We start from the raw sequence: 15,217 nt of genomic DNA, 5'->3' as shown, positions 1-15,217 counted from the left end.
TCCCCCTATATAAAACTACGCTCTTGTAAGTACTTCACGATTTGTTCTGCACATTCTTCAATAGAATATTTGTGCGTTTCTACAATTAATTCCGCTTGCTCTGGCTCTTCATAAGGCGAATCAATACCTGTGAAATCCTTAATATCACCTTTTCTTGCCTTTTTATAAAGTCCTTTCGGATCACGTTTCTCACACTCTTCAATCGGACACTTCACAAAAATTTCAATAAATTCATCTGCCGCTAATAAATCTCTTACTTGTTTGCGGTCTACTCGAAATGGTGAAATAAATGCTGTAAGGACAACTGCTCCTTGGTCTACAAATAACTTTGCCACTTCGCCAATACGTCTTATATTTTCCATGCGATCACTTTCAGAAAATCCTAAGTCTTTATTTAAACCGTGGCGAATGTTATCCCCATCCAGCACATAATTTCCAATATTCTTTTCAAACAGTTTACGAGCGACCGCATTCGCTACTGTAGATTTACCCGAAGCTGATAAACCAGTAAACCAAATTACAAAACTATGATGTCCATTCTTCACTCTTCTCTCATCTTTTGAAACCGAAGCTGTATGCCAAGTAATATTCGTATCCATCTCGTTCTCTCCCTATTCTGTTACTACTTCTGTTTTCAAGCCTTTAATTAGCACTTCCACTACTTCTTTACGACTAAATGTACTTGGCGGAATCTCACCGTTTCTTAATAATTCCCTTACTTTTGTACCCGATAAAATAACATGATCTTCTTTTCCGTGCGGACATGTTTTCGTTGAAGCCATCGCTTCACATTTCGTGCAGTAAAAACTATGCTCAAAGAATAGTGGTGTAATTCCTAACTCTTCTATCGTAAAATTTGTGAAGATTTCTTGCGCTTCATACGTTCCGTAATAATCTCCTACTCCAGCATGATCACGCCCTACTATAAAGTGGGTACATCCAAAATTCTTTCTTACTAACGCATGAAATATCGCTTCCCTTGGTCCTGCGTAACGCATGGCAGCAGGAAATACACTTAAAAAGACACGATTTTTCGGATAATAGTTTTGAAGAAGTACTTCATAGCTTTCCATTCTTACATCAGCAGGAATATCATCCGATTTCGTTTCTCCAACGAGCGGATTTAAAAAGAGACCATCTACAATTTCAAGAGCAGATTTTTGAATATACTCATGGGCACGATGTACCGGGTTTCTCGTTTGAAATCCGACCACTGTTTTCCACCCACGTTTTTTAAATGCTTCCCTCGTTTCAATTGGGTCTAAATGATAAGAAGGAAATTGATTATTTTCAAAGCGTTTTGTTAGAATAATAGTTCCTCCAACGTAAACGTTTGGTCGTTCATATAATTTTTTCACTCCTGGATGAGCCTCATCCGTTGTTTTATATACAAGTAACGCTTCTTTTTCTTTATCTGGTACAAAAATATCTTCTATTTGAATGACACCGTATATATTTCCATTGTTGACAAGCTTTACTTCCTCTCCAGCCTTCAGGCTTTCTGCGACTTTTTCTGTTACCGGTAATGTAATCGGTATACTCCACACACTACCATTTGCTAAACGAAGCGTTTCTACAACAGAATCATAATCTTCCTTCCCTAAAAAACCAGTAAGGGGGCTATATCCACCTGTCGCCAATAGTTCTAAATCACTTAACGCAATATTGTCTAATTTAATTTCTTTTTCAATTTGTGATACGTCATATGTCTCATCTATACGGTTTACTAATTCGTTTACTATGCTCATTTTTCTATATCCTCTCTTAGCTTTATTTCAAGATTCATCTTATTGGTAATGAAGACCACATTCAGTTTTCACTTTTCCAGCCCATCTACCATCTCTTGAATCGCCACCATCCCCTACAGGTAACGTACATTTCTCACACCCAATACTTGGATAGCCAACATCATGCAACGGGTTATACGGCAAGCTATGTTTGTATACATATCGCCAAACTTCTTTCCACGTCCAATGAATGAGTGGACAAACTTTAATAGATTGAAAACGATGATCTTGATTTATAAACTTTGTATGCTTACGTGTTTCTGATTGTTCCCTTCTTAAGCCCGATATCCATGCTTTTTCCACGACTAATGATTTTTCTAAAGGTAAAATTTTTCTAATCTTACAACAAAGATTCGGATTGCTCTCCCACAGTTTTTCACCATGCAACTTCGCCTGTTCATCAAGTGTAAGTTCTGGCTGTTTTTCTATAATATTCAATGAAGGAAATCGTTCCCGCACTTTTCGAATTAATTCATACGTTTCTTGAAAATGAACATTTGTATCCAAAAATACAACTTTAGCAGATGGATTTACTTGGTTTATAATGTGCAGCAATACCATACCTTCCACCCCAAAGCTACATGCGTAGACAACCTCATCTTTATATTCTTTATAAGCCCAATTTAATACTGATAACGCACCTTTTGTTTCATCTTCTTCCGAAAACGAAACAACATTTTCTTCCCACGTTTCATACGTCAACATGTTTTTTCCCCCTGTAAAAGCAAAAAGACGGTTTTAACCTAATGAAAATAGGTTAAAACCGCCTCTAGTTTTTCTAGTCAGCGCTTTTCACTTTAAACGTACTTTTTCACTTTTCTCTAACTGAATTACTTTCCCATCTTGCACAACAATTGTAATTGAACCATATTTCATATCAGCAAGCATCGCTTCAATCTTCTCGGATACTTCATCAAAATGTTCCCGTACACTCACGCGAACAGCCCCCCTTTTTATTCATAAAAAAAATCTTTCCCATTTCGAAAAGACTGTTCGGTAATATATTTTACCTTATCTTTCAAAATGGATCCCATTTTGCTGGATTTAGCACCTTGCTTTCTATAAGCAGGTTGCCGAGCTTCTTCGGGCCAGTTCCCTCCGCTTCTCTTGATAAGCTTTGTATTTGTATTTTATCACAATTCTGATTTTTTTCAATCCTAGTTTTCCGATATATTTTAATTATTTTATTTTATAAAAAAGGAATTGCCCATTCGAACAACTCCTTTTCCTATTTAGACAAGCTCTTTAATACGTATGCGATCGTTCCCAATAATATTTTCATATGTTTCGCGTTCCACAACTACTTGCGATGTTCCGCCTTTTGCAAAGACAACGGCTGGTCTTCGAATCCGATTGTAATTATTCGCCATCGAGTACCCGTATGCTCCTGTACAGGAAACTGCTAGTAAATCAGAAGCAGCGACTTTCGGTAAATGAATATCCCAAATCAACATGTCTCCACTCTCACAGCATTTCCCGGCAATCGAAACGAGTTCCTCATTCTCATCATTCGCTCGATTCGCTAACATCGCTTCATAACGCGCATTATATAAAGCAGGTCTTAAATTATCTGTCATTCCACCATCGACTGATACATATTTCCGAATACCAGGAATATCTTTCACAGATCCAACTGTATAAATTGTTGTCCCAGCATCACCTACAATGCTACGGCCTGGCTCAATCCATATTTCTGGCAATGGATATTCACATACAGTAAATTGTTCTCTCACTGCACTTGTTACAGCTCGCACATATGTCTCAAGAGTTAATGGTGTATCTGACTCTGTGTAACGTATTCCAAATCCCCCGCCTACATTTAACACTTTTACTACATAGTTTGTTTGCTCTCTCACTTCTTCTAAAAATTGGCGAAGAACTTCAATTGCTCGAACAAAACCAGCTGTTTCAAATATTTGCGACCCAATATGTGAATGGATTCCTAGCACATTATAATTGGATTTTTGTAAAGCAAATCCAATTGCCTGCATTGCTTGACCGTTTGAAACACCAAATCCAAATTTCGAATCATCTTGACCTGTTGTAATATATTCATGTGTGTGCGCCTCTACTCCAGGCGTTACACGAATTAATATGTTCACAAATTTCCCATGTTGCATCGCTAAATCGTGTAAAACTTCTAATTCAAAGAAATTATCTACGACAAAACAACCGATATTCGCCTGAAGAGCCATCACTATTTCTTCTTCTGTTTTATTATTTCCATGAAAATGAATACGTGATGCCGGAAATCCTGCTTGGAGCGCAGTATATAATTCTCCCCCAGAAACAACGTCTAATGACATATTCTCTTCACGAGCTACTCGGCACATCTCCATGCACAAGAACGCCTTGCTTGCATATGCTACTTGATAAGAGAAACCACTTTCTTTAAAAGCACGATGAAATGCTCGGCATTTTCCTCGAATAGACTCTTCATCGTATACATAAAGTGGTGTTCCGTATTGCTTTGCTAGCTGCGTCGTATCGCACCCTCCAATTTCTAAGTGTCCTTGCCCATTAATTCGGCTTGTGCCGTGTAAATACATTTAAATTCCTCCCTTATTTCCTCTAAAACTCATAACCCCAATCTTCTATTCATTGCAGCACGCTTTTAGATAGACAAAAAACGCGCGGAACAATGTTCACACGCGTTTCTTATTAGGAAAAATATATATTGAAAAAATAAACGAGTTGTTATCTCCTCAAAATAAGAAACCGCATCAACATCTCCAAATAGCTCTCCATAAAATAAATCTTATGACAGTACTACATTTATTCAATGCAGTCCCAATATATGAATAAGATGGTTATTCTTATATTTCGGCAATAGTCCCTTTCAACCTATGATCACAGATTCCATTAAATCTCCCATAGCTTACTCTTTCCTATCGCGGCCTCTACCTTTGAGAGTAGATGAGGTAAGTCTATTTAATTTTCAAACATCTAATTGTTGCTATTAACAATACCAAAGGACCATTTTATTTGTCAAACAATTTTTTATATTGTTTTTTTACAGTTTAGTTTCGTATCATTTGGTAAGCGCTTTACTGAAATCTTTGTCACTTCCCATTCGCCTTCTTCGTTATTAAATGTAATCGTTACCTTCTCAAATGGTGGAGCAATTTTCCCAGCAACACGTTCATACTTTGTCACTTCAATACTTGCTTGAAATAAATATGTACCGCTATACACTTTTTTTAAACTAATAATTTTAGGACATTGATAAGGTTTCAAACTTCCATATTGTTTTTCAATTGCTTTATTTATTTTTGGAAATAAAACAGAATAAAGTGCATCTTCCATAAGAGGTGCATCATATTGGGCTACCGACACACTCGGTGAAGTAAAAAGTATAACACTACTGCATGCTATAAAATATAATAATTTTCGCATTATAACCTCCGTATTATCACGCGATTCTTTCTGCGTACAATAATTATCATACATAGAAATTCTGTTTTATTGTCTCCCACCACTCTTTTTCTACTCGATTATTATAAAAAAGCCCACAACCTTCTTTTATTTTCGTATAATGATACTCATAGTATAATAATCATAATAACAAAGGACTGTTCGTATATATAAAATGAGTCGTTAAGCAAACTGACTCACAAGAACTGTCATGCTTTTTAGGAGAGGAGTATATTATGCTACAACATCTGTTTCCAAAACTGCGATTTGCACTCGTTGCAGTCGTTTTACTATGGATTAAAACATATATTGTGTACAAGCTAGCATTTGATATTAAAATTGATAATTTCTTTGAAGAATTCATGCTTTTTATCAATCCACTAGCTGCGTTACTTTTATTTTTCGGCTTAGCTTTACTTGCATCTAAGCACCGAAACCGAATTATAATTGGAATCAGTTTTATACTGTCATTTATTTTATTTGGAAACGCAATGTTTTATGGGTTCTATAACGATTTCGTTACTTTCCCTGTTTTATTCCAAACAAACAATATGGCTGATTTAGGGACAAGTATAAAAGAACTCTTTACGTACAAAACATTACTTTTATTTGCAGATGCAATTATTTTAATGTTTATTTCACGTAAATTCCCATCATTTGGCGACAAAACACCACTTTCCCGCTCAGAGAAGCGAACTTTCTTTAGCGGTGTAACAGCTTTATTAGCACTACAAATTGTTGTATCAGTTATTTATAAACCACAAATGTTCTCGCGCTCATTTGACCGTCAAACTGTCGTGAAGAATTTAGGTTTATACACATACCATCTATTTGACATTACGCTTCAATCCAAGTCTTCAGCTGAGCGTGTATTTGCAAGTGGAGATGGGTTTTCTGAAATTAAAAACTATACAGACTCAAAAGACAAACAAGTTGATAAAAACTTATTTGGAGCTGCAAAAGGTAAAAATGTAATTTTAATTTCAATGGAATCTACACAAAACTTTGTTATTAATAAAAAAATAAATGGAAAAGAAATTACACCATTTTTAAATGAATTTATTAAGGATAGTTTCTATTTCGATAACTTCTATCATCAAACTGGACAAGGCAAAACTTCTGATGCTGAATTTATCGTTGAAAACTCACTTTATCCGCTAGATCGTGGTTCTGTATTCTTTACTCATGCAACAAATGAATACACAGCGACACCAGAACAATTAAAGAAATACGGATATTCTTCTGCCGTCTTCCATTCAAACGATAAAACGTTTTGGAATCGGGATGTAATGTATCCTGCGCTTGGATATGATCGTTATTTTAATTTAAATGATTACGCAGGAACGGAGCAAATGTCTGTCGGTTGGGGATTAAAAGATAAAGAGTTCTTTGAACAATCTATTCCAAAGTTAAAATCTTTACCGCAACCGTTCTATACAAAATTTATTACATTAACAAATCATTTTCCGTTTCTTCTAAATCCGGAAGATCAATATGTTGATGAATTCAACTCGGAAAGTGGTGTTGTAAACCGCTACTTCCCAACTGTTCGTTACACAGATGAAGCTCTTAAATTATTTATTCAACAATTAAAAGAAGAAGGATTATATGATAATTCCGTTATTGTCATTTATGGTGATCATTACGGTATTTCCGAAAACCATAACGCAGCTATGGCACAGTTCCTAGGAAAAGATACTATTACACCATTCGATTCTATGCAATTACAACGAGTCCCTCTTATTATTCATGTGCCTGGCCAAGAAGGAAAAGTTGTTTCTAAAGTATCCGGTCAAATTGATATTAAGCCAACGCTCCTTCATTTACTTGGTATTAAAACAAATAAATCCGTTGAATTTGGAACTGACTTATTTATTAAAGAGAAAGACCCGCTTATGGTAATGCGTGATGGTAGCTTTGTTTCTGAAGAGTATGTTTATACAAAAAATATGTGCTACAAAAGAAGTACGGGTGAAGAAGCTGACATGACGTTATGTCAGCCGTATATTGAAAAAGCAAAAACAGAATTAAAACTCTCCGATAAATTAATTTATGGAGATTTATTACGCTTCGATCCTAATAATCGATATAAAACCGGAACGATGACAACGAAATTTGAATAGTAAAGGAAGCAACTTTATACAAGTTGCTTCCTCTTTTTATTTCCACTTAATTTTCGAACCATCCTTCTATGAAATCTTTCACAAATTGGTAATTTCTTTCGTATGAGGAATAAATTTATGGTATGATAAAATAAGTAAACTTTCATACACTAATTAAGAATTTATTACAGAAAGCAAGGGATCAGATTTTGTATAGAGCAGCTATTCCAAACTTATTTACGCTCGGAAATTTATATAGCGGATTTTTATCAATCGGCTATGCATCTTTAGGATATTATAAATCAGCTGCTATTTTAGTACTTATCGGGATGATGTTAGATAGTCTTGATGGTCGTGTTGCTCGTTTATTACGTGTTGATTCACAAATGGGAAAAGAGCTCGACTCGCTTGCAGATGTCGTAACATTTGGTGCAGCACCAGCTGTTTTAATGTATTACACATCTTTCTCAAACTACGGAATCATCGGATTATACATAGCGGGATTATTCCCTCTTTTCGGAGCATATCGTTTAGCACGATTTAATGTAACACCATCTTCTACTTCAATGAAATATTTCACTGGAGTACCGATTACAGCAGCGGGAGGGCTTGTTGCTTTCTTAACATTATTTTCACATACCATTCCAAAAATCGTTCTTATTACCGTATTTGTAACGTTCGCATTTTTAATGGTGAGCCGCATTCGTATCCCGAGTTTAAAAGATGTACCAATTCCACGATATAGCATCATTATTACACTATTTTTAGTTGGAATCATTATTACAATGTATCAAACAGGATTTGGAAATTTTTCTGTTTTCTTATTCATTGCCATTCCACTATATATTTTGTACATGTTATCTCAATTCATTAGACAAAGACCGTCTAAAAAAGCCAATAAAGAAAAATAAGAAAACCTTCCGAGTCCGGAAGGTTTCTTTTTATTTTGTAACTAATACCTTTTGATTTACAGGTGTTACTGGCTCTTCGCCGTTTAATACAGCTAAAATATTTCTGACAGCCATTTCAGCCATCGCATCACGAGTTTCAAATGTTGCATTCCCTACGTGTGGAGCAAGTACTACATTCTTTAATTCTTTTAGCTCTTCTGTAATTTTCGGTTCAAATTCAAACACGTCAAGAGCTGCTCCTTCAATTTCATTCGTTTTTAATGCATGAGCAAGTGCTGTTTCATTCATAATTGGTCCACGTGAAGCATTTACAATATACGCTGTTTTCCTCATCATTTTAAACTGCTCTTCATCAATCATATGATGTAATTTCGGATTATAAGCACAGTTAATTGTAATAAAGTCTGCTGTTTGTAATAATTCTTCCAACGTCACATACGTTGCTCCCAGTTCACTTTCAGCTTCAAGCTTACGATTTGGCCCTGTATATAAAACATCCATTCCAAATGCTTTCGCACGTTTTGCAACAGCCTTCCCGATTTCTCCAAGACCTATAATTCCGATTGTCTTACCATGGACTTCTCGTCCTAAGAAAAATAACGGTGCCCATCCGTTAAATCCAGTCGTACGACATAACGTATCCCCTTCAGGAATTCTACGCGCCGCTGCTAAAAGAAGTGCAAATGTTAATTCTGCAGTCGCTTCCGTTGATACTTTCGGTGTATTCGTAACTGCAATTCCTTTTTCGCCCGCATACGTGTAATCAATATTGTCGTAACCAGCACCATAGTTTGCAATAATCTTTAAATGAGGCGCTGCATCAATAACTTCTTTTGGCACCTTTGTCGAAAGTAAACTTAACAATGCATCTTTATCTTTTACACGCTCTGTTAATTCATCTATAGAAATTAACTCCTCTTTATTGTACATTTCTACATTATGATCTTTTAATAGTTCTAATCCAATTTCCGGAATTTTTCCCGCTACTAATATTTTTGCCACTACTAACACCTCTTCTATAGAAAATAAGACATCTCTTATATTTCATTGTAAGAAATCCACATATAAAAACCAAGGAATTTGATTATAGTTTTGAAAATCGACACTTTTCCATGAAAAAAGAGGAGATGCAACTCTCCCCTCTTCTTACGCTTTTTCCTGCGATTCTTTTCCAAGCTTCACATCAATAGTTCCTTCTGCAACCGTATCGCTAATTTGCTCCTCAATAACCGATTGAGATGCAGCATTCGTTTCAGAAGTATAAGCTTGTTGCTGTGCACCTTGTACATTTTGTTTGTTTTGTTGTTTCGCCATTTCTTACCCTCCTTTTCATTCTTTCTTATTTTGAACAAAAAGGACAGTTTTCATCAAAAAATTGCGTTTCATTTTGAATTTGTTACTTCTTCTTCAAGCGACCTCATTACTCTTGCTCGCTTCGTAAATGTTGCAACCTGAGTAACACCGTGAGCTCGTAATGTTTGTATATTTTCTTGTACATAATTCCCTAAATCATTTGGGTAATGGGCATCCGAAGAAATCGTAATTGGAACACCATACTTAGCTAATACTTGTAAATATAGTGGACTTGGGCACATTTCACGAACAGGATAACGATAGTATAATCCTGCATTTATTTCTGTTGCCGTATTCGTTTCTACTAATGCACAGGCAATTTCTTCATAATAAGAAAGCTGTTCATTCTCATCCAATCGATAATTAAATACCTTTATATTATCAAGATGAGCGATAATATCAAATAACTCGGTACGAATCGCACTCTCAACTGTTTTAAAAAACATATCATATAATGCGCGTAGGTCATGCACCTCAAAATATTCTTTCGTATCTGGATTATCAAATCCCCAGCCATTTAGAAAATGAACGGAACCAATTACATAATCAAAGTCTCCTAGCGCTAATAATTCTTTTAACTCTCCTTCACAACCAATAAAATAATCCGCTTCAATTCCAAGTTTAAGTGTGACACCTCTTTTCCCCCATCGTTCTTTCGCCTCTTCAATTGCCTTTGTAAAATCATACAGTGAAACTACCCTTACTTGATCTAACCATTCTTTCTGTATACGACCGAGCTTAGAATCACTAATATCTACATATTTTTCATAATATCCTTTTGCTTCATGAAAACGATATAGATGATCAACAATTCCCACTTCTTTTATTCCTTTTCGCACAGCTTCTTCTAAATATAGATCTATCCATTCTGTTGTAAATGGCCCTTCCTTCACACGCTTTTGCAAACGCTCTTGTGTTTTCATAAGCCAATCAATAGAATGTCTTTCTTGAAGCGGTTCATAACATTCCAACGCTTCATTTATTTTAGCAAGCCATCCTATTGAATACGGTCCTTCTTCTAAGTGAAGATGATAATCTACTTTCATATACATTCCCCCTTATAATGTATCTATTTCCCTTCTATCCCCAACTCTCGAAAGCTTTCCATTTCGTTCTTTCACCTCTCGCATCACATCTTCCAATGCAATATTTTTTTCAGCTAATAAAACAAAACAGTGATAAAATACATCAACCATTTCTTTCACTACTTCTTCTTTATCATTATTTTTACATGCGATAATTACTTCAGCACACTCTTCACCAATCTTCTTTAAAATTTTATCTTCTCCTTTTGAAAATAAATAATTTGTATACGATTCAGGAAGTGGGCTTCCCTTTCGTTCTTCAATTGTTTTATACAGCAACTTAAAGGCATTTTCCATATGTATCCCCCTATATAATTTGATAGTGAAAACATGTCTTCTCTCCCGTATGACAAGCAGGTCCTACTTGTTTCACATTCACAACAATTGAATCTTGATCACAATCTAAATATAAAGATTGCACATATTGAACATTCCCTGATGTTTCCCCCTTATTCCATAACGACTGCCTCGAACGAGAATAAAACCATGTTCTTTTCGTCTCTAACGTTTTTTTATATGCTTCTTCATTCATATAAGCTAGCATTAAAACGTCTTTCGTACCTTCTTCGATGACAATTGCCGGTATTAATCCTTTTGAAAAATTAGGTTTCATAACCGCACCTCAATATTTGCATCTCTTAATTTTCGCTTTACACTCTGCACTGTCGCCTCACCATAATGAAAGATGGATGCCGCTAACGCTGCATCAACCGTTGTCTTTTGAAAAACTTCTATAATATGATCCGTATGACCACAGCCTCCTGATGCGATGACTGGAATAGAAACACTTTTTGAAATTTCTTCTGTTAAACGAAGGTCATATCCGCTTTTCGTTCCATCTGCATCCATACTCGTTAACAAAATTTCACCTGCCCCAAGTTTAACAACACGCTTCGCCCATTCTATGGCATCCATTCCTGTGTCAACTCTTCCGCCGTTGACATATACGTTCCATTTACCTTCTGCTACTTTTCTAGCATCAATTGCCACGACAATACATTGTGATCCAAAGTGTTCTGCCCCTTCTTCTATTAACTTCGGGTTTCGCACTGCCGCTGAGTTTATTGAAACTTTGTCTGCCCCAGCTCTTAGTAAATTGTACATATCTTTCACACTTGATATCCCCCCGCCAACCGTAAGAGGAATAAATACTTTTGCTGCTGTTTTTTCTACAACATCTATAATCGTTTTTCTTCCTTCATGAGTCGCCGTAATATCTAAAAATACGATTTCATCTGCCCCTGCCTCGTTATATGCTTCAGCTATTTCAACCGGATCACCGACATCTTGTAATCCTATAAAATTTACACCCTTTACGACTCGCCCTTCTTTCACATCTAGACATGGAATAATTCGTTTCGCTAACATAACTTCGTTACCTGTAATACTTCTTCTAAATCAATCGTTTTCTCGTAAAGCGCCTTTCCAATTATGACACCATATATATTCATATCATTTAACTTTTTCACATCTTGAATAGATGCCACTCCTCCAGAAGCGATGAGACGAATGCCCACACTTTTTTGAAGTATCGCTAATTGTTCAAAATTTGGACCTGCAAGCGTCCCGTCTTTCGAAATGTCTGTAAACACAATCGTTTGAACACCTAAACTTTCCATTTGTTTCGCTAAACTAACGTAAGAAATTTCAGATAGATCAAGCCAACCTCTCGTTGCTACGAAACCATTTTTCGCATCAATTCCAACAATGATTTTCTCTTTATATAGACGAACTGCTTCCTCTAAAAATGACTTATCATAAAGAGCTGCTGTTCCTAAAATCACTTTTTCTACACCTGCTGACAATAACTTCTCCACCGTTACAAGTGAACGAATTCCTCCTCCCACTTGCACAGGAATACGTACCGCCTTGCAGATTTTTTCAATGACGGGCAAATTTAAAGACTCGCCAGCAATTGCACCGTCTAAATCAACAATGTGTAGTATTTCCGCTCCAAGCTTTTCAAATATGATCGCCTGCGCTACTGGATCTTCATTCATCACCGTTTCTTTACTAAACTCTCCTTGATAAAGTCTAACGCATCGTCCTTCTTTTAAATCGATAGCTGGGAAGATTTCCATGCTTCTACCACCCCTTGAAAATTTTTTAATATTTGCATGCCAATTTCGCCACTTTTTTCTGGATGAAACTGTGCACCAAATACATTTCCTTTCGCGACAAACCCTGGTACTTGCATTCCATAATCACTTACTCCGCATACAATTTCATCTGGACAATCCGCGTAATATGAGTGAACATAATACACGAAAGAACCATCCACTAATCCATTCCAAAGCGGAAATTCTCTTTCCTTCCTTAATTCATTCCATCCCATATGAGGAATTTTATACGAAACTTTTAACTTACGAATTTCCCCTGGTAGTAAACCTAACCCGCTACAATCTTTTAGTTCCTCACTTCGTTCAAATAAAAGCTGCATGCCCAAACATATACCGAGGAGTGGTTTTCCTATATCACAAACCTCTTTTAGTACACACACTAAATCTCTTTCTTCTAATACGTCCATCGCTTTCGGAAATGCACCTACTCCCGGTAAAATCACGCCATCGCTTCTCAATATCTCTTTTTTATCACTCGTTACAATGTACTCTGCGCCAATATATTTTAATGCTTGCTCTACACTGCGAATATTCCCCATTCCATAATCTATAATGGCAATCAATTACAACATTCCTTTCGTTGAATTTACACCAGTAATGTTGGCATTTTTTTCGACCGCTTCTCTAAGCGCTCTACCAAAAGCTTTAAATAATGCTTCAATTTTGTGATGTGTATTACTTCCGTATAGAACGCGCGCATGTAATGTAATATTGGCAGCATGTGCAACTGCTCTAAAAAATTCTTCCGTCAATTCTGTATCAAAATCCCCGAGCTTCGGATTTGTTAATTCCCCTTGAAATACACAATATGAGCGTCCACTTATATCAATTGCGACAAATCCTAAAGATTCATCCATCGGTACATACGCAGAACCGTAACGATTAATTCCCTCTTTGTTTTGCAATGCTTCTTTCAAGCAATTTCCGAGTACAATTCCAACATCTTCAACGGTGTGATGTGCATCGACAAATACATCACCTTCTGCTTCAACCTGCAATCCAAATCTTCCATGTCTAGCAAATAAAGTAAGCATATGATCGAAAAAACCAACCCCTGTTTGAATAGATACATTTGTACTTTCATCAAGCTGCAAATTTAATTTAATTTTTGTTTCTGTCGTCTCACGTGCTTGACTGGACTGACGCATTATTTTTCCTCCTCAAACCTTATTTGGATTGCTCTCGCATGTGCATGTAACCCTTCTTTATTTGCAAGCTCTACAATATGATGCTGTACATTTTTTAATGCTTCCTCCGTATAAGAAATAAAACTTGATTTTTTCACGAAATCATCGACTGATAACGGAGAAAAAAATCTTGCCGTTCCGCTCGTTGGTAATACATGATTCGGTCCCGCTAAATAATCCCCGAGCGGTTCAGGTGAATATGGCCCAAGGAAAATAGAGCCTGCATGTTTCACATAATCTAGAGCATTCATTGGTTCTTTTATATGTAACTCTAAATGTTCTGGAGCAATTTCATTTGATAACTTTAGCGCCTCCTCTAAAGAAGGAACGATAAAGATGGCTCCATTTCTATTTATTGATTCACGTGCAATTTCACTTCTTGGTAACGTTTCTAACTGTCTTTCTACCTCTTTTTCTACTTCTTTAGCTAGTTCCATATTCGTTGTAATACAAATCGCCGTTGCTCTCTCATCATGCTCTGCTTGCGATAATAAATCCGCTGCGATATATTTTGCATTACCTGTTTCATCCGCGACAACTACAATTTCTGATGGACCAGCAATCATATCAATATTTACTATTCCGTATACTTCTCGTTTCGCTAGAGCGACGTACAAATTTCCCGGTCCAACTATTTTATCCACTTTCGGAATCGATTCCGTCCCGTATGCTAAAGCAGCAATTGCTTGTGCGCCACCTATCGTATAAATTTCATCTACTCCCGCAAGATCTGCAGCAGCTAATATATGCGGATCAATTCCTCCTTTCCTCGGCGGTGTTACCATTACAATCTTTTTCACACCTGCGAGTTTCGCCGGCAATACATTCATTAATACTGAAGAAGGATATGAGGCTGTCCCACCCGGTACATATACACCTACATTTTCTAACGGCCGAATGAGTTGCCCTCTAATTATCCCTTTACTTTCACAATCGAATATTGAGTGCTTCTTTTGCTTTTCGTGATACGAAACAACGTTTTTCTTCGCCTCTTTTAAAGCTTCTAAAAATGAATTCTCTACAAACATACTCGCTTGCTGTATTTCTTCTTCACTTACACGAAAATTTTTCATCTCTACACCATCAAACTTTTTTGTATAGAAAGATAAAGCCTCATCTTTCCCTTCCCTTACATGTCTAATGATTTCTCTTACACTTCTTTGAACAGTTTCTTCTATTATATTAGCGTTTTCTCTTAGCACTTTTATTTTAGATAATGCCTCCTTAAATTCTTCATAAATGATTTCCATTTTAAATC

18 protein-coding genes and 2 riboswitches are annotated in these 15,217 nt (G+C 36.3%); of the genes, 2 read left to right on the top strand and 16 right to left on the bottom strand.

Translation table 11 applies throughout. The features are described from left to right. Positions 1-5 precede the first annotated feature (5 nt). The 6 genes from cysC to GD442_RS06915 form a co-directional block, all read right to left on the bottom strand. Positions 6-599 (bottom strand): adenylyl-sulfate kinase, encoded by a 594-nt coding sequence (gene cysC, locus GD442_RS06940; RefSeq protein ID WP_000380499.1) that lies wholly within the window; start codon positions 597-599, stop codon positions 6-8. Between the two features lie 12 nt (positions 600-611). Further along, entirely contained in the window at positions 612-1,748 is a 1,137-nt protein-coding gene (gene sat, locus GD442_RS06935) for a sulfate adenylyltransferase (protein ID WP_000029492.1), read from the bottom strand. A gap of 39 nt (positions 1,749-1,787) precedes the next feature. After that, positions 1,788-2,492 carry a phosphoadenylyl-sulfate reductase gene (locus GD442_RS06930; protein ID WP_000959022.1) on the bottom strand — a complete coding sequence of 235 codons (705 nt, stop codon included), beginning with the start codon at positions 2,490-2,492 and terminating at the stop codon, positions 1,788-1,790. Positions 2,493-2,579: 87 nt separating this feature from the next. Continuing rightward, positions 2,580-2,723 carry a YezD family protein gene (locus GD442_RS06925; RefSeq protein WP_000116158.1) on the bottom strand — a complete coding sequence of 48 codons (144 nt, stop codon included), beginning with the start codon at positions 2,721-2,723 and terminating at the stop codon, positions 2,580-2,582. Positions 2,724-2,795: 72 nt separating this feature from the next. Further along, positions 2,796-2,904: riboswitch (SAM riboswitch) on the bottom strand. Positions 2,905-3,019: 115 nt separating this feature from the next. Then, positions 3,020-4,336 carry a diaminopimelate decarboxylase gene (gene lysA, locus GD442_RS06920; protein WP_000280642.1) on the bottom strand — a complete coding sequence of 439 codons (1,317 nt, stop codon included), beginning with the start codon at positions 4,334-4,336 and terminating at the stop codon, positions 3,020-3,022. 180 nt (positions 4,337-4,516) lie between these two features. Then, positions 4,517-4,698, bottom strand: a riboswitch (Lysine riboswitch). An 89-nt stretch (positions 4,699-4,787) separates the two neighbouring features. Then, positions 4,788-5,183 (bottom strand): DUF3888 domain-containing protein, encoded by a 396-nt coding sequence (locus GD442_RS06915; RefSeq protein WP_001228823.1) that lies wholly within the window; start codon positions 5,181-5,183, stop codon positions 4,788-4,790. Positions 5,184-5,437: 254 nt separating this feature from the next. Here GD442_RS06915 and GD442_RS06910 point away from each other — a divergent pair, with 254 nt between their 5' ends. Both GD442_RS06910 and pssA read left to right on the top strand, forming a co-directional pair. Next, entirely contained in the window at positions 5,438-7,324 is a 1,887-nt protein-coding gene (locus tag GD442_RS06910) for an LTA synthase family protein (RefSeq protein WP_000939078.1), read from the top strand. A 188-nt stretch (positions 7,325-7,512) separates the two neighbouring features. Then, positions 7,513-8,214, top strand: a complete 702-nt coding sequence (pssA, locus tag GD442_RS06905; protein WP_000285417.1) for a CDP-diacylglycerol--serine O-phosphatidyltransferase — start codon at positions 7,513-7,515, stop codon at positions 8,212-8,214. 30 nt (positions 8,215-8,244) lie between these two features. Here pssA and GD442_RS06900 read toward each other — a convergent pair whose 3' ends face one another. From GD442_RS06900 to hisD, 10 genes are all read right to left on the bottom strand, one after another. Continuing rightward, positions 8,245-9,216, bottom strand: a complete 972-nt coding sequence (locus GD442_RS06900; RefSeq protein ID WP_001062857.1) for an NAD(P)-dependent oxidoreductase — start codon at positions 9,214-9,216, stop codon at positions 8,245-8,247. Positions 9,217-9,360: 144 nt separating this feature from the next. Then, the gene (locus GD442_RS06895; protein WP_001118878.1) at positions 9,361-9,528 is read right to left on the bottom strand and encodes a YozQ family protein; all 168 of its coding nucleotides are present in this window, start codon (positions 9,526-9,528) and stop codon (positions 9,361-9,363) included. 68 nt (positions 9,529-9,596) lie between these two features. Then, on the bottom strand, positions 9,597-10,613 hold the full coding sequence (locus GD442_RS06890) for a histidinol phosphate phosphatase domain-containing protein (protein ID WP_000861836.1): 1,017 nt from the start codon (positions 10,611-10,613) through the stop codon (positions 9,597-9,599). A gap of 12 nt (positions 10,614-10,625) precedes the next feature. Continuing rightward, positions 10,626-10,949: a phosphoribosyl-ATP diphosphatase gene (hisE, locus tag GD442_RS06885; protein WP_000426358.1), complete on the bottom strand. Its 324-nt coding sequence runs from the start codon at positions 10,947-10,949 to the stop codon at positions 10,626-10,628. Positions 10,950-10,959: 10 nt separating this feature from the next. Then, the gene (hisI, locus tag GD442_RS06880) at positions 10,960-11,265 is read right to left on the bottom strand and encodes a phosphoribosyl-AMP cyclohydrolase (RefSeq protein WP_000803956.1); all 306 of its coding nucleotides are present in this window, start codon (positions 11,263-11,265) and stop codon (positions 10,960-10,962) included. Then, positions 11,262-12,020, bottom strand: coding sequence for an imidazoleglycerol phosphate synthase cyclase subunit (gene hisF, locus GD442_RS06875; protein ID WP_000880108.1), 759 nt, complete (start codon positions 12,018-12,020; stop codon positions 11,262-11,264). The genes hisI and hisF overlap by 4 nt, the downstream gene beginning before the upstream one ends. Further along, on the bottom strand, positions 12,014-12,733 hold the full coding sequence (gene hisA, locus GD442_RS06870) for a 1-(5-phosphoribosyl)-5-[(5-phosphoribosylamino)methylideneamino]imidazole-4-carboxamide isomerase (protein WP_000402298.1): 720 nt from the start codon (positions 12,731-12,733) through the stop codon (positions 12,014-12,016). Before hisA ends, hisF begins: the two co-directional genes overlap by 7 nt. Then, on the bottom strand, positions 12,706-13,335 hold the full coding sequence (gene hisH / locus GD442_RS06865) for an imidazole glycerol phosphate synthase subunit HisH (RefSeq protein WP_000560360.1): 630 nt from the start codon (positions 13,333-13,335) through the stop codon (positions 12,706-12,708). The genes hisA and hisH overlap by 28 nt, the downstream gene beginning before the upstream one ends. Next, a complete protein-coding gene (gene hisB, locus GD442_RS06860) occupies positions 13,336-13,920 on the bottom strand; it encodes an imidazoleglycerol-phosphate dehydratase HisB (RefSeq protein ID WP_001249949.1) in 585 nt (194 codons plus the stop codon). Continuing rightward, positions 13,920-15,209 carry a histidinol dehydrogenase gene (hisD, locus tag GD442_RS06855; RefSeq protein ID WP_000402933.1) on the bottom strand — a complete coding sequence of 430 codons (1,290 nt, stop codon included), beginning with the start codon at positions 15,207-15,209 and terminating at the stop codon, positions 13,920-13,922. Before hisD ends, hisB begins: the two co-directional genes overlap by 1 nt. Positions 15,210-15,217 lie beyond the last annotated feature (8 nt).

The sequence above is a fragment of the Bacillus sp. A260 genome (assembly GCF_009861435.1).
Classification (GTDB): Bacteria; Bacillota; Bacilli; order Bacillales; family Bacillaceae_G; genus Bacillus_A; species Bacillus_A cereus.
This window is presented reverse-complemented; position numbering and strand designations above follow the sequence as displayed.